16 protein-coding genes are annotated in these 21473 nt (G+C 38.0%); 11 read left to right on the plus strand and 5 right to left on the minus strand.

Annotation, left to right across the window (positions count from 1 at the left end; genetic code table 11):
- Nucleotides 1-119 precede the first annotated feature (119 nt).
- The 5 genes from ACEN25_RS14270 (at nt 120) to ACEN25_RS14290 (ending at nt 5068) form a co-directional block, all read left to right on the plus strand.
- Nucleotides 120-875: an SDR family NAD(P)-dependent oxidoreductase gene (locus ACEN25_RS14270; protein WP_441803491.1), complete on the plus strand. Its 756-nt coding sequence runs from the start codon at nt 120-122 to the stop codon at nt 873-875.
- A gap of 7 nt (nt 876-882) precedes the next feature.
- Complete coding sequence (locus ACEN25_RS14275; protein WP_441803492.1) at nt 883-2019, plus strand: ATP-binding protein; 1137 nt, start codon at nt 883-885, stop codon at nt 2017-2019.
- Entirely contained in the window at nt 2019-2747 is a 729-nt protein-coding gene (locus ACEN25_RS14280; protein ID WP_441803493.1) for a metallophosphoesterase family protein, read from the plus strand. Before ACEN25_RS14275 ends, ACEN25_RS14280 begins: the two co-directional genes overlap by 1 nt.
- A 78-nt stretch (nt 2748-2825) precedes the next feature.
- Nucleotides 2826-3956, plus strand: coding sequence for an SPFH domain-containing protein (locus ACEN25_RS14285; protein ID WP_441803494.1), 1131 nt, complete (start codon nt 2826-2828; stop codon nt 3954-3956).
- Between the two features lie 20 nt (nt 3957-3976).
- Entirely contained in the window at nt 3977-5068 is a 1092-nt protein-coding gene (locus tag ACEN25_RS14290) for a DNA helicase PriA (protein ID WP_441803495.1), read from the plus strand.
- 34 nt (nt 5069-5102) lie between these two features.
- On the opposite strand, the gene ACEN25_RS14295 is transcribed toward ACEN25_RS14290, so the two are convergent.
- The 4 genes from ACEN25_RS14295 to ACEN25_RS14310 all read right to left on the minus strand — a co-directional run bounded on the left by ACEN25_RS14295 (nt 5103) and on the right by ACEN25_RS14310 (nt 8750).
- Complete coding sequence (locus ACEN25_RS14295; RefSeq protein ID WP_441803496.1) at nt 5103-5573, minus strand: hypothetical protein; 471 nt, start codon at nt 5571-5573, stop codon at nt 5103-5105.
- 113 nt (nt 5574-5686) lie between these two features.
- On the minus strand, nt 5687-7240 hold the full coding sequence (gene amaB / locus ACEN25_RS14300; RefSeq protein ID WP_441803497.1) for an L-piperidine-6-carboxylate dehydrogenase: 1554 nt from the start codon (nt 7238-7240) through the stop codon (nt 5687-5689).
- Nucleotides 7241-7380: 140 nt separating this feature from the next.
- Nucleotides 7381-7914, minus strand: a complete 534-nt coding sequence (locus ACEN25_RS14305; protein WP_441803498.1) for a 3-hydroxyanthranilate 3,4-dioxygenase — start codon at nt 7912-7914, stop codon at nt 7381-7383.
- Between the two features lie 338 nt (nt 7915-8252).
- Nucleotides 8253-8750, minus strand: coding sequence for a CAP domain-containing protein (locus tag ACEN25_RS14310; protein ID WP_441803499.1), 498 nt, complete (start codon nt 8748-8750; stop codon nt 8253-8255).
- 367 nt (nt 8751-9117) lie between these two features.
- Here ACEN25_RS14310 and ACEN25_RS14315 point away from each other — a divergent pair, with 367 nt between their 5' ends.
- Nucleotides 9118-10176 (plus strand): isoaspartyl peptidase/L-asparaginase family protein, encoded by a 1059-nt coding sequence (locus ACEN25_RS14315; protein ID WP_441803500.1) that lies wholly within the window; start codon nt 9118-9120, stop codon nt 10174-10176.
- An 11-nt stretch (nt 10177-10187) separates the two neighbouring features.
- Entirely contained in the window at nt 10188-10505 is a 318-nt protein-coding gene (locus tag ACEN25_RS14320) for an antibiotic biosynthesis monooxygenase family protein (RefSeq protein WP_441803501.1), read from the plus strand.
- Between the two features lie 265 nt (nt 10506-10770).
- Here the strand turns inward: ACEN25_RS14320 and ACEN25_RS14325 are convergent, their stop codons facing one another.
- Complete coding sequence (locus ACEN25_RS14325) at nt 10771-11268, minus strand: CAP domain-containing protein (protein ID WP_441803502.1); 498 nt, start codon at nt 11266-11268, stop codon at nt 10771-10773.
- 427 nt (nt 11269-11695) lie between these two features.
- On the opposite strand from ACEN25_RS14325, the gene ACEN25_RS14330 reads away from it, so the two are divergent.
- From ACEN25_RS14330 to ACEN25_RS14345, 4 genes are all read left to right on the plus strand, one after another.
- A complete protein-coding gene (locus ACEN25_RS14330) occupies nt 11696-17296 on the plus strand; it encodes an alpha-2-macroglobulin family protein (RefSeq protein ID WP_441803503.1) in 5601 nt (1866 codons plus the stop codon).
- Between the two features lie 7 nt (nt 17297-17303).
- Nucleotides 17304-19670: a penicillin-binding protein 1C gene (pbpC, locus tag ACEN25_RS14335; protein ID WP_441803504.1), complete on the plus strand. Its 2367-nt coding sequence runs from the start codon at nt 17304-17306 to the stop codon at nt 19668-19670.
- A 134-nt stretch (nt 19671-19804) separates the two neighbouring features.
- Nucleotides 19805-20305, plus strand: a complete 501-nt coding sequence (locus tag ACEN25_RS14340) for a GbsR/MarR family transcriptional regulator (RefSeq protein WP_441803505.1) — start codon at nt 19805-19807, stop codon at nt 20303-20305.
- A gap of 16 nt (nt 20306-20321) precedes the next feature.
- Nucleotides 20322-21458, plus strand: coding sequence for an efflux RND transporter periplasmic adaptor subunit (locus tag ACEN25_RS14345; RefSeq protein WP_441803506.1), 1137 nt, complete (start codon nt 20322-20324; stop codon nt 21456-21458).
- Nucleotides 21459-21473 lie beyond the last annotated feature (15 nt).

Genomic DNA, 21473 nt, shown 5'->3' on the forward strand with positions numbered 1-21473 from the left:
GAAATTTTAATCAACTCCCTTTTTTAAGTAGTCATTTTTAAACTTGCTAAGTTTAATATAGTTTTAATAGCAATTCAAATCTTGATTCATCAATTTTAGGGTTCAAAAAATAAAAAACTATGTCAAATAAAACAGCTCTAATAACCGGTGCTACTAGTGGAATAGGCGCCGCGACAGCACGCATTTTTGCCACAAACAATATTAATCTTGTTCTCTGCGGAAGAAGACAGGATCGTCTTGAAGCGCTGCAGAAAGAGTTAAGTGAGCACGTAAAGGTACACACCCTAAGTTTTGATGTGAGAGATAAAGAGATCGTGCAAGAATCTATTAATGGTTTGCCTATAGATTTTCAGCAAATAGATATTCTCATCAACAATGCAGGCAATGCCCACGGGTTAGACACCCTTCAAGATGGTAACACAGACGACTGGGATGCTATGCTAGATATAAACGTAAAAGGCTTACTTTATGTAAGCAATATGATTATCCCTAAGATGATTAAAGCAAATAGCGGACACATAATAAACATAGGCTCTACTGCCGCTAAAGAAGTGTATCCTAAAGGAAATGTTTATTGTGCCAGTAAACATGCTGTAGATGCAATAAATCAAGGAATGCGTATTGATTTGAATGCTTATAACATTCGGGTAGGAGCAGTACATCCGGGAATGGTAGAAACCGAATTTAGTAAAGTACGTTTTAAAGGAGATGACGATAAAGCCGGCAAAGTCTATCAAGGATTTAAACCTTTACAAGCCGAAGATATTGCAGATATCATTCACTTTGTAGTTACCAGACCGTATCATGTAAATATTGCAGATCTCGTTGTTATGAGTGTTGATCAGGCTTCGAGTACGGTAGTTAATAGAAATTAATAAGCAAATGATTAACAAACGCTTACTTGTTAAAAATCTGCTCGCACACAATGACGAGAACAGTTTTTATGATAAGAAGCGTAAAGTAGATATAGGTAATAAAGAAGGTAAGGCTAAATTTCTAAAACATATTTGTGCACTTTCTAACTCAAACCCTAAAAATAACAGTTATATCGTTATTGGGATTGAAGACGAATCTAATGAGATTGTGGGCGTTCCATTTTTTGACGATAGTAAAATTCAGAACCTTGTAAATGCCTACTTAGATAATCCTCCTTTAGTTTCATATGAAAACATACCGTTTCCACATTTACCTCTAGATCTTGTTGTGGGTTTGGTCACCATTAAACCTAATAATTTACTTACCGCTCTTAAGAAGAATATCTGGAAGTATTGGGGAGGAACGGTTTTTTATCGGGACGGAAGCATCTCTATGCCTAAATCATTTAAAAGTGAACTTCAGGATGTTAACAGTACTGTGGTTGCAGCTATAGAAAAGCACGCTAATAACAGTATTGAGCATACTTTAGACGGAGTTATAGATTTTATAAATGTGCGTCACGCAGATTTATTTACAGACTACAAGGTCTTTAAAGAGCAGTTTGTAGTTTGCTGGGCAGGTACAAAAAAAGTAATTAAAGGCAACACCTTTTATAGCAGAGTTGATATCGAGCTCATTAATGAGCAGGTACGCTTATTCTACTCTGCACTTGATGAAGTTTCTATCGCTATGACAGATGATAAATTTTATATTCTAGAGTATGTTTTGCTTGGCGTACAAAACAGCTATAAATACTATCCATTAGAAGAGCTAACAATTTACTTTAAAGAAAACGGCTCTTATGTAATTGATAGTAATCTGGTTTTTGAACCACCCAAATTTGATCAAAAATTATTACATCATATTTATAATAACAATACAAGTATTCTCAATAAGGTTTTAGCGCATAAAGAATTAAATAAAGGCGAACTTGAAGATTTGTACAATCTCCCGGCAACCTATCTAATCTGCTATCTAAACGGTTTTGAATCTGCCTTAGAAAAGCTTGAAAGTTTACACCCGTTTTTAAAAAAATACGGCAGTAAGCTCTATAACGCATACAAAGAAAATTTACGAATCTTACGAAAAGTAAAATACAATTAATGACACGCACACTTGCAATAGGCGATATTCACGGAGGCCTTAAAGGTTTAAAACAAGTACTTCAAAACGCAATGGTTTCAAAAGATGATTTACTCCTGTTTTTAGGTGATTATGTTGATGGCTGGAGTGAAAGTGCTCAAACAGTAGACTTTCTTATATCACTATCAAAAAATCATAAATGCATCTTTATACGAGGTAATCACGATGATCTGGTTTATGACTGGCTAAAAACAAATAAACGCAATGAAATCTGGCTTAACCACGGCGGGAAAAGTACCATAGATTCTTATAAAGAATACTCTCAAAAGCAAAAAGCAGAACATCTTGAATTCTATAAAACTCTCGAAGATTACTATATAGACGATCAAAACCGAATGTTTGTACATGCAGGTTTTCAAAATCACAATGGTCCCGAACACGAGCACCATAAGACGGCGTTCTACTGGGATCGTACCTTTTGGGAAATGGCCGTTGCCCTTGATAAAAATCTCAAAAAAGAAGATCTTGAATACCCTAAACGCTTAACGCATCACAAAGAAATTTATATTGGTCATACACCCGTTACCAGAATAAATAGAGACATACCCACTCAAATGGCTAATGTGTGGAATATAGATACCGGTGCGGCTTTTAAGGGAAAACTCTCAATCTTAGATGTTGATTCAAAACAATTTTGGCAAAGCGAACCTCTTTATAAATTATACCCTAACGAAGAAGGAAGAAATTAAAATGTTATTTTTCTGAAACAATAATAAGATTTCTGCTACTAACTTAAAAAGAAGCATAAATCTGTAAAACAAGCAACTATGGGAATATTTGACACAATTAAAGAAAAACTGAGTCACGAATTCATAGATATTATTGAGTGGCTCGATTATACAGATGATACTATTGCGCACCGGTTTGAGCGCTATCAAAACGAAATTAAAAACAACGCAAAACTCATTGTGCGTGAAGGTCAAACAGCCGTTTTTGTAAATGAAGGGCAGCTCGCAGATGTTTTTACTCCCGGCACCTATACTTTAAATACGCAAAACCTTCCTATTCTAGCTACTCTCAAAGGCTGGAAATATGGTTTTGACAGTCCGTTTAAAGCTGAGGTTTATTTTTTAAACACCCATTTATTTACAGACGAAAAATGGGGAACAAAAAACCCGATTACACTTAGCGATGACCGTTTTGGTCTGGTAGAAATACGCGCATTTGGGACGTATGCTTTCCGTATAAATGACGCCGGAAAGTTTATTAAAGACATTGTAGGGACAGATAATAATTTTACAAACTTTGAAATTAATGAACACCTAAAAAGTCTAATCGCTACGCGCTTTACAGACACCGTAGGCGAAGCAAAACTACCTATAGAATTATACGCGGCTAACACCACAGAACTATCAGAAACCTGCAAAGAAGTAATGCAGCCCGAATTTTTAAGTGTGGGTATTTCACTAGAAAAATTCTACATCGAGAACGTCTCAATGCCCGAAGAGCTTAAAAAAGAAATCTTTGAGTACAGCCGTATAGATAAACTTGATCTTGACAAGCTAACTAAGTTTAAAACAGCAAAAGCTATTGAAGCTGCTGCAAGTAACGAAGGGGGCACCGCAGGGGCAGGCATGGGCATGGGCATGGGTTTTGCTTTAGCGCAACAAATGGGTGGCGCGATGATGGGTGGTGCACCACAAGCAGCAAGGCAACCACAAGCCGCAGCAACGCCGCCTCCAATGCCGGCTGCAACTCAATATTTTTATGCGCACAACAGCCAGCAGCAAGGCCCTGTAAGTTTTGAACAGTTACAGGCACTCTTTGCTTCACGTACGATTAACAGAGATTCTTTAATCTGGAAACAAGGTTTAACAGAATGGAAAGCTCTACAGGAAGTAGAAGAGCTTAAATCATTTCTAGGGGGAAACACACCTCCTCCATTACCCGGAGTTTAATTTAAAGTAGCACTTACAGCGTGTCTGAACCCACAATTTTAAAATCTGAAATTAAAAAAGCCTGTAAAAATTGTGGTGCCGAACTTAAATATAAGCCCGGCACCACAAGTATTACATGTGAATATTGTGGTCACGAAGAGCAGATAAATCTAGACACAGATCCTATTAAAGAATTACCCCTTAGACAGTATTTACAGGATCAAGGCAGCCAGGCAAATAGCGAAGAGATAAGCATTTTACACTGCAAGAATTGCGGTGCAAATCAACATATTGAAGAAAATTATAAATCACTACACTGTGTGTACTGCGGCACGCCGCTTATTCGGGAAGATGCAAAAACCGAGCAATGGATTTTACCCGGAGCTGTATTGCCTTTTCAACTTACACAACAGGAAGCCATTTTACGCTTTAAAAAATGGGTTAATGGGTTATGGTGGGCGCCAGACGATTTAAAAAAAGCCACACTAGATCCTCAATTTACTAAAGGTTTGTATTTACCCTATTGGACTTTTGATGCCCAACTCTACGGAAATTACAGCGGTATGCGAGGTGATTATTATTATGAAACCCAATCGTACAAAGACAGTAACGGAAAGAGACAAACCCGAAGGGTGCGTAAAACCAGATGGACACCGGCAAGCGGTTCTATTAAAGGTTTTATAGACGACACCTTAATAAGTGCTTCAAAACAACATACCGGTAAAGTTCCAAAAGGTGTATCGTTGTGGAATTTAAAGAAGCTACAACCCTTTGAAAGCGGTTTTTTATCTGGTTTTGTTACTGAAAAATATACCATTCCTCTTAAAAATGGTCATTTACAATCACAGGAAGAAATGCGCAGTATTGCAAACAGCTGGGCGCGACGTGACATTGGCGGAGACGAGCAACAAATAAGCAAGCTCGATATAAATCTCGAGGAAGAAACGTTTAAGCACATTTTACTCCCAGTTTACATAAGCGCGTACCGCTATAAGAATAAGGAGTACAGCTTCTTTGTAAACGGAGAAAACGGAAGCATCTCCGGAAAACGACCTTATTCATTCTGGAAAATATTTCTGACTATACTTGCCGGTTTATTTGTTTTCGGGTTGATTTATTTATTTAGCAAATAAAAAAGCCGCTTAAATAGCGGCCTTCTTAATTATCTTATTCTTCTCTTAACTCTGAAATGACCAGAATAACGTTCTCCAAGTAACTTTTAATATTTGACGGTAAATCATCATTTATTTCATCAAAGGTCCAGGATTTTCTTTCTCCACCAATTTCAATACTAATGTAATAATCAAAATCTGCAATGGTTTGACTTCCAAGCTCCCCTTCAAAGCGCTGTATACTTTCGGGAACTTCAATAACACCTTTAGAGTATTGAAATTTGGCATCTGATAATGCTTCTTCTTCAAAATTAGTATTATCCCAATTTCCAAAATCTGTATCACTATCAGAATCTGCAAAAATCCCAGTGTCATTAATAAGAAAAAGCGTCCTACAGTCTCCTGCACATTGGCCATATACTTCGCCAAAAATCACTGAATTAGCTTCTACACTTTTAACCCCATCATCATCATTAGAACAACTAAGGGTAGCTAAAACAATAAGCATAAAAATAATTCTTCTCATAAAATTCATTTAATGGTTGTTTATTAAATAGATACCCGTAACCAAAAAAGGTTGCGTTAAATAGTTAAGTTTTAATAAAACTAAACCCTCAAAAAACCTAATTATAAAGTTAATTACAAGTCAAACTTAATCCCTTGCGCAAGCGGAAGTTCTGTAGTATAATTAATCGTATTGGTCTGACGGCGCATATACACCTTCCAGGCATCGCTACCGCTTTCACGACCGCCACCGGTTTCTTTCTCCCCTCCAAAAGCTCCGCCTATTTCGGCTCCGCTGGTTCCTATATTTACATTTGCGATACCACAATCACTACCCATTACACTCAAGAATCGTTCAGCTTCGCGCAAATTGTTGGTCATTATAGCAGAAGAAAGACCCTGGCGCACTCCGTTTTGTAAATCAATTGCCTGTTCTACGTTTCCGCTGTATTTCATAATGTATAGAATAGGTGCAAAAGTCTCGTGCTGTACAATTTCAAAATGATTCTCAGCTTCGGCAATTGCAGGTTTAACATAACAACCACTTTCAAAACCTTCACCATCTACCACTCCGCCTTCAACTAAAATGCTTCCACCTTCTTGAACTACTTTTTCTAAAGCCTTTTGATAATTCTTAACCGCCTCAGTATCTATTAAAGGTCCTACGTGGTTTTTTTCATCTAAAGGATTTCCTATTCGCAATTGCTTATAAGCATCAACAATGGCATTTTTTACCTTATCATATATGCTTTCATGAATAATTAATCTACGTGTAGAGGTACAACGCTGACCGGCAGTACCTACTGCGCCAAAAACAGCTCCAATAACCGTCATCTTTAAATCTGAATCTGGGGTTACAATTATGGCATTGTTTCCGCCTAATTCTAAAAGGGATTTACCCAGTCTTGCACCCACGGTTTGCGCAACCTGTTTTCCCATTCGGGTAGAACCTGTAGCGGAGATAAGCGGTACGCGCTCGTCCTGAGTCATCAGTTCACCTACTTTATAATCACCATTAATCAAACACGAAATCCCCTCAGGCAGATTATTTTTTGCAAACACTCGGGCTGCTATTTTTTGACAGGCAACACCGGTAAGTGGCGTTTTTTCTGAAGGTTTCCAGATACACACATCCCCGCAAACCCAGGCTAAAGCCGTGTTCCACGCCCATACAGCAACCGGGAAATTAAATGCTGAAATAACACCTACAATTCCTAATGGGTGGTACTGCTCATACATACGATGACCGGGACGCTCACTGTGCATTGTTAAGCCATGCAATTGACGGGAAAGTCCCACAGCAAAATCACAGATATCTATCATTTCCTGCACTTCTCCCAGCCCTTCCTGATAGCTTTTTCCCATCTCATAAGAAACCAGTTTACCTAAAGGTTCTTTTAAGCGTCGTAACTCTTCATTAAATTGACGAACAATATCTCCCCTCAAAGGTGCGGGCATAGTACGCCAGGTTTTAAAGGCTTCCTGTGCTTTTAATACTACCTGCTCATACTCTTCGGGAGTAGTTTGTGTAACGCTTGCTATAGTCGCTCCATCAACCGGTGAGATTGAATCAAATGCTTCTCCTTTGCTTGAGGACTCAGAGCCCGTTGATGTACCGGGATTTTCAGGCAGTATTTCTAAGGCTTTAAGTGCATCCTCAATTGCAGTATTTATTTGGTTTTTAGCCATTATATTGTATTTTTCTGATTGAATATATTTGATATCTGCCAAGTTACTAAATCACTAAAGGGTTTTAAAGTATTTATTAAGAGATTCATAAAATAAAAAGTGCGCCCTTGAGCGCACGTATTATACTGTTTATATTGACTTTAGTCTGTAAATCTGGGATCTGCTTCCATCACAGTACCGCAAGCGTCGCAAGTGCGTAATTCTTTGCTTCCATAGAACGCTTTAAAGTGCTTTAAAAAATCTGTTTCAATATCATTGAGCGGAAAATACACTTCATATAATTTGTGATTGCAATTATCACAGAACCATAATAAACCGTCTTTACCCTCTAAATGTGCACGCTTACGTTCTACCACTAACCCTATAGAACCTTCTTTGCGCACCGGCGAATGTGGCACTTTTGCAGGATGTAAATACATATCTCCGGGTCCCAGTTTCATCGTACGCTTTTTACCTTCATCCTGTACGTGAACTTCAATCTCACCTTCTAACTGATAGAAAAGCTCTTCGGTTTCATTATAATGATAGTCTTTACGCGCGTTGGGGCCTGCGACCACCATAACAATATAGTCGTCTGCCTCTTTATAAAGATTCTTATTTCCTACGGGAGGTTTTAAAAGATCGCGGTTTTCTTCAACCCATTGTGTAAGGTTGAACGGTTTTGCAATAGCCATAACAAAGTGTTTAAAGCTAAAATTACGATTTTCTGAAAGATCTCGCTGTGTCTTATTACTGCATCTAAAAAGAAAACCTCTGAAGCATATAAGCAACAGAGGTTTTCTGAAAATTGATAAATCCCACACTGTGGGTAAAAGCGAAACAGCAGGCCCCCGCCCGCTGCATCTAACATAACAAAACCAACTTAAAGTCTTCGAGTTTGTAAATGTTTTAAATATTGTAATTGAATTGGTTTCTGTGGGGGATTTTTAAAACCGGGGGTTTTTTAAGATTAATTAATCAATTATGATTTGGGGTATGATTTGGGGTATGATTTGGGGTATGATTTGGGGTCTTATTTTGTAATAAAAATCTGTGTAAAATAGGCAGTGCCTTTTTCATTCTTTACTACTGAAATACCACTATGTGTGAAATTTCCTTCAAGAGCTTCTCTGTGACCTTCACTCTTGATCCACGCTGCTACAACCTCTTCTGCAGTACGGTACCCAAAGGCAACATTCTCGCTTACACGACCAGCTCCTTTAGCTTTTAAATAATCTGAACGCTTAAAAAAATTATCATGGCTTATAATTCCTTTTGTAGCCATATACTTAGTATGCTCTACAGCTTTAACTTTAGAATCTGAATTGTTCTTAAGTGCTGTTAATCCTAATGATGTACGGTGTTCGTTAACTTCTTGTAAAATCTCTGCTGCAAATGCTTCTTCAACAGTAAGGTCTGCTGCAATTTCTAATGTTGCTTCCTGAGCAGGCATTAGCTCTTCATCCTGTGAACAGCTTGTTAAAAATAACACGAAAGTAAGGGCCAAAAGGCTAGTTGTAAAAGTTCTCATGATTTGGGGTTTATGAGTTATGTTGTTACAAACATAGCATGAACTTTTTGTTCCTACAACCGTTAAACAGTCATTTTGTGTATTTTGTCGATTATAGTCTCTTTTTTAACATAAATAATCTAAACTTTAACACTTTTCGGCTATCTAAAGTGCTTTTTATCGATAATAGTATTTACCTACATTTTATGAAAATTCTATTATATGTGTATTATATCGATGTTTTTAATTATTTATTCGGTTAAAGTGCATAATTAAGAAACAATTGTAAGAACAAATTAATTGTTAGTGAATTTCAGAACTAAACCTATACCATTACCTGTTTGATGAAAAATTGATTTTATGTACTTTACAGATCTAATTTTATTCTATGAGAACTCTTTCTATTTTCTTAATTGGTTTAATAGCATGTGTATCATGCAAGCAAAAGGAAACCCAAGAAACACAACAGCAGCAATCTACCCACAAGCAACAAGAATTTGCTATTATAATTCATGGTGGCGCGGGTACCATATTAAAAGAGAATATGACAGACTCTCTGGAGCAAGCCTATAAAGCCGCGCTAACAGAAGCCATACAAACCGGATATACAATTCTGGAAAATGGCGGCACAAGCCTGGAAGCTGTGCAACGCACCATAAATGTTATGGAAAACTCACCCTTATTCAACTCAGCTAAAGGCGCTGTATTTAATCACGATGGCGTTAACGAACTAGACGCTTCTATAATGGATGGGAACACATTAAATGCGGGAGCAATTGCCGGTGTTACAAATGTTAAAAACCCTATAAATCTGGCTTACGAAGTGATGACCAATTCTGAGCATGTACTTCTAAGCGGTAAAGGTGCAGAAGCGTTTGCTAAAGAGCATAATATTGAATTGGTAGATCCATCCTATTTCTTTACACAAAATAGATATGATGCATTACAGCGCACATTGGCTCGAGAAAAACAAGATTCTACAACTAATACGACTGCATTTTACGATCCCTTTATAAAAGATGATAAATATGGTACTGTAGGTTGCGTAGCGCTTGATAAAGCTGGAAATCTCGCTGCCGGCACCTCTACAGGAGGAATGAACAACAAACGTTACAACCGCATTGGCGACTCACCCATTATAGGCTCTGGTACATATGCCAACAACACCACCTGCGGGGTATCATCTACAGGGTGGGGTGAATATTTCATTAGAGGTCAGGTTGCTTATGACATTAGCGCTCAAATGGAATACGCCGGCAAGACCTTAAAAGCGGCTACTTTAAATGTAATACAGGAAAAACTAACAAATCTGGGAGGCACTGGAGGTATCGTAGCTCTTGATCACTATGGCAACCCTTCAATGGAGTTTAATACCGAAGGAATGTACAGAGCCTATATGAATGATCAGGGTGAACTTACCTTAGGTATCTATAAAAATAATGAGTAGCAATTTAGGTTATGTACGATAAACCTTACTATGCGGTGATTTTTACTTCTCTTTTAGTATCTGACATTTCAGGATATGCTGAGATGGCCGAAGAAATGGAGCGTCTCGCAAAGCAACAGCCAGGGTTTTTAGGACTGGAAAGCGCAAGAAATGAAACAGGGATCACCATATCCTACTGGAAAGATCAACAAAGTATTCTCGAATGGAAAAAAAACTTACAGCATCAAGAGGCTCAGCGAATAGGTAAACAACGCTGGTATTCTAAATACAGCATACGTATTTGTAAAGTTGAACGGGAGTATCACTTTAAAAAAGAAGAAAACCTCTGAAGCATACAAGCAACAGAGGTTTAAAAAATTGATAAATCCCACACTGTGGGTAAAAGCGAAACAGCAGGCCCCCGCCCGCTGCATCTAACATAACAAAACCAACTTAAAGTCTTCGAGTTTGTAAATGTTTTAAATATTGTAATTGAATTGGTTTCTGTGGGGGATTTTTAAAACCGGGGGTTTTTTATGATTAATTAATCAATTATGATTTGGGGTATGATTTGGGGTATGATTTGGGGTATGATTTGGGGTATGATTTGGGGTATTATTTTGTAATAAAAATCTGTGTAAAATAGGCAGTGCCTTTTTCATTCTTTACTACTGAAATACCGCTATGTGTGAAATTTCCTTCAAGAGCTTCTCTGTGACCTTCACTCTTGATCCACGCTGCTACAACCTCTTCTGCAGTACGGTACCCAAAGGCAACATTCTCACTTACACGACCAGCTCCTTTAGCTTTTAAATAATCTGAACGCTTAAAAAAATTATCATGGCTTATAATTCCTTTTGTAGCCATATACTTAGAATGCTCTACAGCTTTAACTTTAGAATCTGAATTGTTCTTAAGTGCTGTTAATCCTAAGGATGTACGGTGTTCGTTAACTTCTTGTAAAATCTCTGCTGCAAATGCTTCTTCAACAGTAAGGTCTGCTGCAATTTCTAATGTTGCTTCCTGAGCAGGCATTAGCTCTTCATCCTGTGAGCAGCTTGTAAAAAATAACGCGAAAGTAAGGGCCAAAAGGCTAGTTGTAAAAGTTCTCATGATTTGGGGTTTATGAGTTATGTTGTTACAAACATAGCATGAACTTTTTGTTCCTACAACCGTTAAACAGTCATTTTGTGTATTTTGTCGATTATAGTCTCCTTTTTAACATAAATAATCTAAACTTTAACACTTTTCAGCTATCTAAAGTGCTTTTTATCGATAATAGTATTTACCTACATTTTATAAAAATTCTATTGTATGTGTATTATATCGATGTTTTTAATTATTTATTCGGTTAAAGCGCACATTTAAGAACAAATTGTAAGAACAAATTATTTGGAAGACAACCCTATTTAAATGATGACACTAGCCACTTAAAACCGGATTAGGAAGAATAGTTTAGAAATTTTTTTAATTGGTGCTGCTTACTATGTCTAGAAAATAGGTACTTTACAAAAGAGATCTATTTAAAAACGTACAGGTAATGAGGCTACTTAAAAAATTCTATTCACATCTAATCGTTTTACTCATTTTCGCCTTAGTGAGTAGTTGTAATCCTAAAGCCAAAGAAACAGATAACATCTTTCGGTTTAAAGAATACATCTCCTACAACACCTTTGGTAACGTATCAATTACAAAGCCTATTCAAATAGAACTGGCTAAACAGACGACACAGTTTGAGCTGTCGCAACAGATTCCTTCAGAATATTTAATTATAAATCCGAAGACCGAAGGAACACTTTATATAGAGAATGGGACTACGTTGATATTTCAGCCCGAAAAAAACTTAAAACCAGACACTGAGTATAGTGTAACCCTTAAACTGAATCGTTTTTATGAAAATATAAATCCAGAGTTTAAAAGCTACACCTTCAGTTTTAAAACCATTACTCCTAATTTTAAAATTAATCTGGGAAATCTTCAGTCATATTCGAAAGAATGGCAATATCTAACCGGATCTGTAGAAACGTCAGACTATATTTCTCTAGAAGATGCGCGAAAAATCCTACGATCCCATCAGGAACAAAAAGCATTGCATATAGACTTTCCATCAGAAAATAGTGAAGGCACTTTTTTCAATTTTACAATAGATAGTATTAGCAGAAAAGTTGAGAATTCTCAAATTAGAATCAGCTGGGATGGCAAAGCTATTCAAAGCAGTACTCAAGGTCAGAGTACTCTTAATATTCCAGGTCAATCTAATTTTACGATTGTAGATGTTGTGAGTGCCTTAAGTCCGGAAACTTCGGTAAGCGTTAATTTTTCTGATCCGCTTCAAATGGATCAAAACTTTGACGGACTGGTACAAATAGACAGTCTTACTAATTTGCGCTATGAGGTTCAGGGTAATGTTTTAAACATTTATCCGCGACAAACCCTTAGTGGCACATTAAACCTAACTCTTAATCGAGGTATAAAAAATAGTTCTGGGGGCATTTTAAAAAGCAACTATACACAGGAAATCTCTTTTGAGCAATTAAAACCTCAGGTAAGACTTATTTCTAAAGGAAGTATTTTGCCTGCTTCTATGAAAACTCCTATCTACTTTGAAGCCGTAAACCTGTCTGCCGTAGACGTGCGTGTTATTAAGGTTTATCAAAGTAATATGCTACAGTATTTACAATCAAATAACCTCAACAGTACAGAGTCCTGGGATTTAAAACGCGTTGGGCGTCGTGTTGCTAAAAAAACCATACCCCTCATTAATAATAGTATTGGAGCTACAGGGCTTTGGAAAGCCTATGCCGTTGATCTATCTGAGCTTTTTAAAGCAGATCCTGGGGCATTATACCGCGTAGAATTTAGCTTTAACCAAGAATACAGCCTATATCCCTGTGCAGCTACCGAAAAATCTTCGAAGACTTCAAAGACTAAAGAAGATATTTATTTTGAAGAAGCTTATGAAGCGTATTACCACTCGGGTCCCGAAGACGATGAAGAACAATTAGAAGAACGCTTTTGGGATAATGAACTTTACAGCTGGCGGGATCGCGTTTACAATTGGGAAGAAGAAGACAACCCATGTCACCCGGCTTATTATAATGAAGAGCGATTTGCAACTACTAATGTTATAGGATCAGACCTGGGACTTATCGTAAAAGAAGGTCAAAACGGAACTTATGATTTTATAACTGCAAACCTACTAAGTGCAAAGCCGGAAATAGGCGTAGAAATTAAACTCTACAATTACCAACAGCAGCTTATCAAAACAATAAAAACAGATCTTGATGGGCTTGCAACCTTCAAGAGCAATAAGAGTGTTGCTTTTGCTGTTGCGCAACATCGTAATAATTATGCCTATGCAAAACTTGATGATGGTAATGCATTATCCCTGAGTAATTTTGATATAAGCGGTGCTACACTACAAAAAGGATTACAAGGATTTATTTATACTGAAAGAGGAGTACATCGCCCCGGCGACAGCATTCACCTAAGCTTCGTTCTTAATGATTTAGCAAATCCGTTGCCTAAAGAACACCCTGTAAAACTAGAGGTTACAGATGCACGAGGCAAATTAGTACAACGCAGTGTCTTGAGCTCTACCCTTACCAATAAGGGCGTTGATGGCGGAAGTACTAATGGGTTCTATTACTTCCCCATTCCTACAAAAGCCACAGATCCCACAGGTAACTGGAATGCAACTATAACCGTGGGAGGCGTTAACTTTAATAAGACCCTACGGGTAGCAACGGTAAAGCCTAACCGTTTAAAGATTAAGTTAGATTTTAAAAAGCAAATGCTTACGACGACAGCACCTCTAGAAGGTTCTGCAACCGCCACGTGGCTTCACGGTTCTCCTGCCCGAAATCTTAAAATAGATATGACCGCTACCTTACGTAGTGTAAATGCCAGTTTTAAGAATTTTAAAAATTATGAATTTACAGATCCCGTGCGCAGCTTTGAGGAAGTTGAACTACCTGTACTTGACCAGCAAAGTCTATCAAATGAGGGTGTGATAAATTTCAGTAAAAAAATTAGCTTAAGCGATAAAGCTCCGGGAATGTTACAAGCAACATTCTTAACTAAAGTTTTTGAAGGCGGAGGCGATTTTTCTATAGATGTATTTAGTAAAGAGCTGGCGCCCTACTCTCACTTTGTGGGTTTAAGAGCTCCTCAACCTCATAAATATGGCTCTTATTTTACAGATGAAAATATAAAATTTGACCTGGCCAGTGTACAGGCAGATGGGAAGGCTGCTCCTAATCGCAAATTACGAGTACAACTATTTAAAATGGAATGGCGCTGGTGGTTTAGCCGCGGTAGCGATAACCTTTCACGGTACGAGAATAGTTCTGTGTATACGCCAATACAGGATTTTGAAGTAACTACAGATGCTTCAGGAAAAACACAGACTACAATAAATATTCCTGAAGAAGAAGGCGGGCGTTATCTTTTACGTATACTTGATAAAGAATCTGGTCACGCAACAGGGCTCATCACTTATTTTTACCGCAATTGGAGCAATGCACCTACCAGTGATTCTGACAGTGCAAAAATGCTGGTTTTTACGTCAGACAAAGAACATTATAAGGTGGGTGATGAGGCGATTATTAAATTTCCGTCAGATGCTAATAGTAACGCCCTGGTAAGTATTGAAAATGGCACACAGGTATTGAGTAAAAATTGGGTAGAAACTCGTGAAGGAGAAACTTCAGTAAAAATCCCTATTACTCAGGATATGGCTCCTAATGTTTATGTAAACATTACTCTTTTACAAAAACATGCACAAACACTTAATGATAGGCCCATTAGACTTTATGGTGTGATTCCGCTTCTGGTAGAAAACCCGGCAACCCTTTTAAAACCGCAACTTAAAATGCCAAAGGTTCTCAAACCTGAACAGGATTTTACAATTAAAGTGAGTGAAGCCTCTAATAAAAAAATGACCTATACACTGGCTGTGGTAGATGAAGGACTCTTAGACCTTACCGGTTTTGCTACTCCTAAAATACACGAGGCATTTTATGCTCGCCAGGCGCTGGGTGTAAAAACCTTTGATATTTACGATTATGTTATAGGTGCATATTCGGGCAGTGTTGATAACATTTACGCTATAGGTGGTGGTGACGCAGCAGCAGGAGCTAAAAATAAGAAAGCAGATCGCTTTAAGCCTGTGGTGCAATTTTTAGGGCCGTTTAATCTTGAGGCAGGAGCAACCGCTACTCATAAACTCCATATGCCTAATTATGTAGGAGCCGTACGCACCATGCTAATTGCAGGTAATAATACAACCGGAGCTTATGGTAACGTAGAAAAATCTACACCTGTTAATAAGCCGTTAATGGTACTGGCATCGCTACCGCGCAAATTATCGCCGGGAGAAACACTCACCCTGCCCGTTACTGTTTTTGCTATGGAAAATAAAGTAAAGCAGGCTAGCATAACTGTGAAAACCAGTAATGCTCTTAAAGCGATAAACGGCACTTCTAAAACCATTCAGTTTAAAGAGCCGGGAGAACAAATTGTGAATTTTGAATTTGAAGTACTTCCGTCAGACCGGGTAGAAAAGTTTGAGATTTCGGTTACAGGTGCAGGAGAAAAAGCTTCATACGTTGTCGAAATAGATGTTGAAAATCCGAATCCATTAACACAAAAAGCAACCTATTATACTTTAGAGCCTAATACTGAAACTGAAATTTCTTTTGAAACCTTCGGTGTTCCCTCAAGCAATACAGCAACTGTAGAACTTTCTACTTTACCTCAAATAGATTTCACAAAACGCCTGCAGTATTTGATTAGCTACCCGTATGGTTGTGCAGAACAGACCACATCAAGTGGGTTTCCGCAGATTTATTTATCAAGCATTTTTGATTTAAATGCAGATCAGGAGCAAGACACGCAAAAGAATATCAAAGCTACCATAAGCCGTCTGGGCATGCTTCAAAACACCTCTGGAGGTGTAAGCTATTGGCCGGGTGAGCGCGACTCTGACGCGTGGGCAACTTCCTATGCCGGTCATTTTATACTTGAGGCTCAAAAACAAGGATTTGCTCCTCCTATAACCTTTTTATCAAACTGGTTGACTTATCAACAAAATGCCGCCCGACAATGGCGTAACGGCGCAACATCTTACAACAACAGCCTTACACAGGCGTATCGCCTGTACACATTGGCTCTTGCAGGACAGCCAGAACTGGCCGCTATGAATCGTCTAAGGGAGTCTGGTACGTTGACAAATGATTCGAGATGGAGGCTGGCAGCCGCCTATGCTCTTGCCGGTAAAAAACAAGTCGCACAGGATCTCGCTAAAAAAGCCAATTTAAATTTTGTAGAAAATGACGATTTGAGATTTACATATGGTTCTGTTTTACGCAATAAAGCAATGGCTTTAGAAACTATGGTATTATTAGCTGATGCCCAGCAGACAGATTTAGCGACTTCTATCGCAAAAGACCTTTCTACTTCTGGCTGGTACAGCACGCAAACAACTTCTTATGCATTATTGAGTTTGTCAAAAATGCTTTTGGCTAATGGTGGAAAATCTATTGATGCCACTTTGCAAACACAATTGAAAAAAGCCTTAAAGAGTGAAAAAGGTTTTGTTAAAGCGGATTTAAAAATTATGGAAGGCAAAAACACGATAACTTTAAAGAACAATAAAAACAATCGGGTTTACGTAAGTATCATTCAACAAGGGCAACTTCCGTTAGGAAAAGAACTTGTAGAGCAACGTAATTTTAATGTCTCCACTCAGTTTTTAGATGGTCAAAATAAACCTATTGATGTTTCTCAGTTACGTCAGGGTACCGCTATAAAAGCACGTATTACAGTAACCAACACCTCTCTCAATATAATAGATAATGTGGCATTAACTCAGATTTTCCCGAGCGGATGGGAAATTGTGAATACGAGTTTTACAAGCCTTGGCGGTGGAGCAAGTGGCAATGCCCGCTACAAAGACATACGAGACGACCGTGTAAATTTCTATTTTGAATTAAAAGCTAAAGCTTCAAAAACTTTTGAAATTGATCTTAATGCATCGTATTTAGGAACGTACTATTTACCGGGAACGCAGGTTGAAGCGATGTATGACCACAATTATTTTGCAAGAACAAAAGGAAAATGGATTTTAGTTAATCAATAAAATTAGTGTGAATAACGCAGTATTAACTACTTCTTTAATCTTCTTAAAAAGGCACCGAATATCTATTGGTGCCTTTTTAATTATTTTGCTTGTATGGCTATTTTGCTTACCAAAACCTTTATTTAAAGATCCTACAGCAACCGTAGTAACAAGCAAAGAAGGGCTGCTACTAGGTGCTCGTATTGCAGATGACGGGCAATGGCGGTTTCCTGCAAATGATAGTGTTCCTCACAGATTTGAAGTGGCTATTCTCGAGTTTGAAGATGCTTATTTTTATAAACATCCCGGTTCCATAGCGATGAGCAAAGCCTTGTGGGCAAATCTTACCACAAAAAAACAACGCGGCGGAAGCACCCTAACCCAACAGGTAATTCGGCTTTCACGTAAAAATCCCGGGCGTACGTATTTTGAAAAATTCATTGAACTTGCAATGGCCACGAGACTTGAAGCCGGTTATCGTAAATCTGAAATTTTAAAATTATATGCCTCAAACGCACCTTTTGGAGGAAATGTAGTAGGATTAGAAAGTGCGAGCTGGCGGTATTTTGGTATTCCTGCGAGTGAGTTGAGTTGGGGGCAGGCAGCAGCTCTTGCTGTTTTACCTAATAATCCTGCATTGGTTTTTCCGGGGAAAAACGAACGCATATTTAAAGCTAAACGCAATCGCCTTTTAAAAAAATTATATATCGAAAAACACATTGATTCAACAACTTATGAATTGGCTTTATCTGAACAACTACCCGGCAAACCTCAGGAACTTCCTGACGCTGCTTCTCATTTTACAGAACGGGTAGCACGCGAGAAATCTGGAGAATTTATTAAGAGTACGCTGCGATTTAATTTACAATCCCGCTTGAATCAAATCGCAGCAGAAGCCCATTACAAATTAGATCAAAATAACACACACAATCTGGCAATTCTGGTTCTCGATGTAAATACCCGCGAGGTTTTAGGCTATATAGGCAATGCTCCCACAACTGCAGAACATGCGAACTATGTTGATATTATTACCAGTAACCGCAGTACAGGCAGCACCTTAAAACCATTTCTTTTTGCTTCTTTATTGAGCGCAGGAGAGCTACTTCCAAACACCTTAGTTGCTGATGTACCCACAAGTATTAATGGCTATAATCCACAGAATTTTGATCGTAATTTTCAGGGAGCAGTACCGGCTTCAGAAGCTTTAGCACGCTCTTTAAATGTTCCGGCAGTAAATTTGTTGCGGGAATATGGCTTAAAACGTTTTTACAATGTGCTTCAGAAACTCAATTTTAAAACCGTTACAAAACCTGCAGACTACTATGGCCTATCGCTCATCCTAGGGGGTGCAGAAAGTAATCTTTGGCAACTCACAAATGCCTATGCAGGTATGGCTGCAACGCTTAACTATTTTAACACCCACTCCAGTGAATACCGTGATGGCTTATTTAATGATCCGGTTTATATCTGTAACGATAAAAACCCAGAAATAGAAACCATTACACAACCGGAATTTGTTGATGCCGGTGCTATCTATCAAACACTACAAACCTTACGCGAAGTAAACCGCCCCACAGGTTCTGAAAACTGGGAATTTTTTAATGAAGCACAGCCCATTGCCTGGAAAACCGGCACCAGTTATGGTTTTAAAGATGCGTGGGCTGTAGGAGTAACAGGTAATTATGCCATAGGCGTCTGGGCAGGTAATGCAGATGGCGAAGGCAGACCCGGAATTACAGGAATACAGGCAGCCGCTCCCATTCTTTTTGATGTATTATCTATTTTACCGGCTTCTCCCTGGTTTCAAAAACCCTTTGATGAGCTGGTAGAAGCAGAACTGTGTACGCAAAGCGGAAATCTCGCTGGGCTGTATTGCCCAGAAACAAAACTTCAATGGATTCCTAAAAAAGGCACACGTACCGAAGCCTGCACATTTCACACACAAATTTTTTTGAATAAAGAAGGTGATCATAGAGTAAATGCAGATTGTTACCCCTTAGGTGAAATGATCTCGCAATCGTGGTTTAGCCTTCCGCCGGTTTGGGAATATTATTATGCCCCTCTACATCCCGAATATAAACCACTTCCCGATTTTGAGTTGGGGTGCTTCCGCGAAAGCGAAAAAATTATGGAGTTTATTTATCCTAAACGAGGAGAAACCATTCTTATTCCTAAAGATTTTAATGATCAGCAACAAGAGGTAATTTTTAAACTTGCACACCGTAACCCAGACACAATTGTTTTTTGGTATTTAGACAATACTTTCATTAACAGCACCGAAGCCTTTCACGAACTATCATTAGCGCTTTCTCCCGGAAGCTACATACTTTCAGCTACAGATTCTGCCGGAAACACAATCAAACAGCGCATACAGATCAAATTTGCTTCCTCTTAACTGCAAATTAATTAGAGAATATTGAAGGTCATTTTTAATTACTACAACGATACCTTTCATTTAACAAAGATTTAAGTTTGCTTAGTTCGGTGATTTACGAACTAACTATAATTTTGCACTTTAGAATCTATATTATGGATCAAGAAGAACTTAAAGAATCTAAAGAACGATTGATTGAAAGCTTAGGAGTGCACATTGAGCGCAAAGATCAATTACCTCCTTTAGCTGCCAGAATCATTTCAACACTCGTGCTTACCGGTAAAAAAGGAGCCACTTTTGAGGAGCTGGTTGTTGGTCTAAAAGCGAGTAAGAGCACTATTTCTACGCACCTCAACAGTCTTCAGAATTCTAAAAACATTACGTATTACACGATTTGTGGAGACCGCAAAAAATATTTCATCATGAATCCCGATGGATTAATCATCAATATGGATAAAATGATAGCTACCTGGGAGCAAGAAATGCAGTTGCATATTCAAATTATAGAATACAAGCAAAAAACAAATCAAATTAATGATGCTAATGACGATCTGGAGTTTGATCTGGAATTTCATAATGATTTTCTCAATTATCTAAATCAAGCAACTACTTCAATAAAGAACATACGTCAAAAATTAGCCTCAAAAACAAACTAAGATTAAATCTGTAACAATGAGAAAGAGAGTTTTAATTAATTGTATCCCTGTACTATTGAGTATTCTGTTAACCGCAACATCTTGTGGAGACGGCAATGCAAAACAACCGGCACAAAGTGCACCTAAAGCACCCAGTTTACCGGTTGTCACTTTACCCACTCAGACTGTTACCGGTTTTACCTCATACCCTACTCGTATTGAAGGTATTGTAAATGCAGAGGTTTACGCAAAAATTTCAGGTTACATTACAAGTGTAGCTGTTGATGAAGGTCAAAAAGTAAAAAAAGGGCAGACCCTTTTCAGATTAGAGACGCAATCTCTTAACCAGGATGCTGCTGCAGCAAAAGCAAACGTAAATGCTGCTCAGGTTGAAGTTGATAAACTGAAGCCACTTGTTGAAAAAAACATTATTAGCAATGTGCAGCTAGAAACTGCTAAAGCTCAATTGCAACAAGCTAAAAGCGGTTACAATGGTATTGCTGCTAATATTGATTATGGAAATATAAAAAGTCCTGTAGATGGTTTTGTGGGTTCTATTAACCTCAGAACCGGTTCTTTAGTTAGCCCTTCTAGTCAAGAGCCCTTAACTACGGTATCTGACATTAGTAAAGTTTATGCTTACTTCTCTATGAATGAAAAAGAGTATATCGATTTTATTCAAAATGCTGATGGTATATCTATTGATGAAAAGATTAAAAATTTGCCTCCTGTTAAATTAATATTGGCAAATGGCGCTGAATACGACGTTGAAGGTAAAATAGAGACTATAAATTCTCAAATAAATAAAAATACAGGAACCATCTCTTTTAGAGCTGTGTTTGATAACCCATCACGAATTTTAACTAACGGAAACAGCGGTAAAATAAGAATACCTAAAACATACACAGATGTAGTCGTGGTTCCTAAAGAAGCAACCTTTGAACAACAAGGAAGTGTTTACGTTTACAAGCTTGATGCAAATAATCTGGCAACCTCTTCAAAAATTGAAATTAAAGGAGATGTCGACAATCTTTATGTAATCTCTTCTGGTGTACAAAAAGGAGATCGTATTGTAGCTAAAGGTACAAATACCTTACGTGGTCAAACCACAATTCAGCCCCAGGAAACTCCGTTTGACAGTATTGCCAAACCTGTAAATAAAGTGTTTAGATAATCCCAGAACAAAATA

The organism is Leeuwenhoekiella sp. W20_SRS_FM14, from assembly GCF_052119605.1.
In the GTDB taxonomy this organism is placed as follows: domain Bacteria; phylum Bacteroidota; class Bacteroidia; order Flavobacteriales; family Flavobacteriaceae; genus Leeuwenhoekiella.

Bases quoted from the DNA above. Each gene is read 5' to 3' on its own strand.
- ACEN25_RS14330 (WP_441803503.1), top strand. From the start codon at position 11,696: ATGAGGCTACTTAAAAAATTCTATTCACATCTAATCGTTTTACTCATT.
- ACEN25_RS14315 (WP_441803500.1), top strand. From the start codon at position 9,118: ATGAGAACTCTTTCTATTTTCTTAATTGGTTTAATAGCATGTGTATCA.
- ACEN25_RS14280 (WP_441803493.1), top strand. From the start codon at position 2,019: ATGACACGCACACTTGCAATAGGCGATATTCACGGAGGCCTTAAAGGT.
- amaB (WP_441803497.1), bottom strand. From the start codon at position 7,240: ATGGCTAAAAACCAAATAAATACTGCAATTGAGGATGCACTTAAAGCC.
- ACEN25_RS14310 (WP_441803499.1), bottom strand. From the start codon at position 8,750: ATGAGAACTTTTACAACTAGCCTTTTGGCCCTTACTTTCGTGTTATTT.
- ACEN25_RS14270 (WP_441803491.1), top strand. From the start codon at position 120: ATGTCAAATAAAACAGCTCTAATAACCGGTGCTACTAGTGGAATAGGC.
- ACEN25_RS14295 (WP_441803496.1), bottom strand. From the start codon at position 5,573: ATGAGAAGAATTATTTTTATGCTTATTGTTTTAGCTACCCTTAGTTGT.
- ACEN25_RS14345 (WP_441803506.1), top strand. From the start codon at position 20,322: ATGAGAAAGAGAGTTTTAATTAATTGTATCCCTGTACTATTGAGTATT.
- ACEN25_RS14275 (WP_441803492.1), top strand. From the start codon at position 883: ATGATTAACAAACGCTTACTTGTTAAAAATCTGCTCGCACACAATGAC.
- ACEN25_RS14340 (WP_441803505.1), top strand. From the start codon at position 19,805: ATGGATCAAGAAGAACTTAAAGAATCTAAAGAACGATTGATTGAAAGC.
- ACEN25_RS14285 (WP_441803494.1), top strand. From the start codon at position 2,826: ATGGGAATATTTGACACAATTAAAGAAAAACTGAGTCACGAATTCATA.
- ACEN25_RS14325 (WP_441803502.1), bottom strand. From the start codon at position 11,268: ATGAGAACTTTTACAACTAGCCTTTTGGCCCTTACTTTCGCGTTATTT.
- ACEN25_RS14305 (WP_441803498.1), bottom strand. From the start codon at position 7,914: ATGGCTATTGCAAAACCGTTCAACCTTACACAATGGGTTGAAGAAAAC.
- ACEN25_RS14320 (WP_441803501.1), top strand. From the start codon at position 10,188: ATGTACGATAAACCTTACTATGCGGTGATTTTTACTTCTCTTTTAGTA.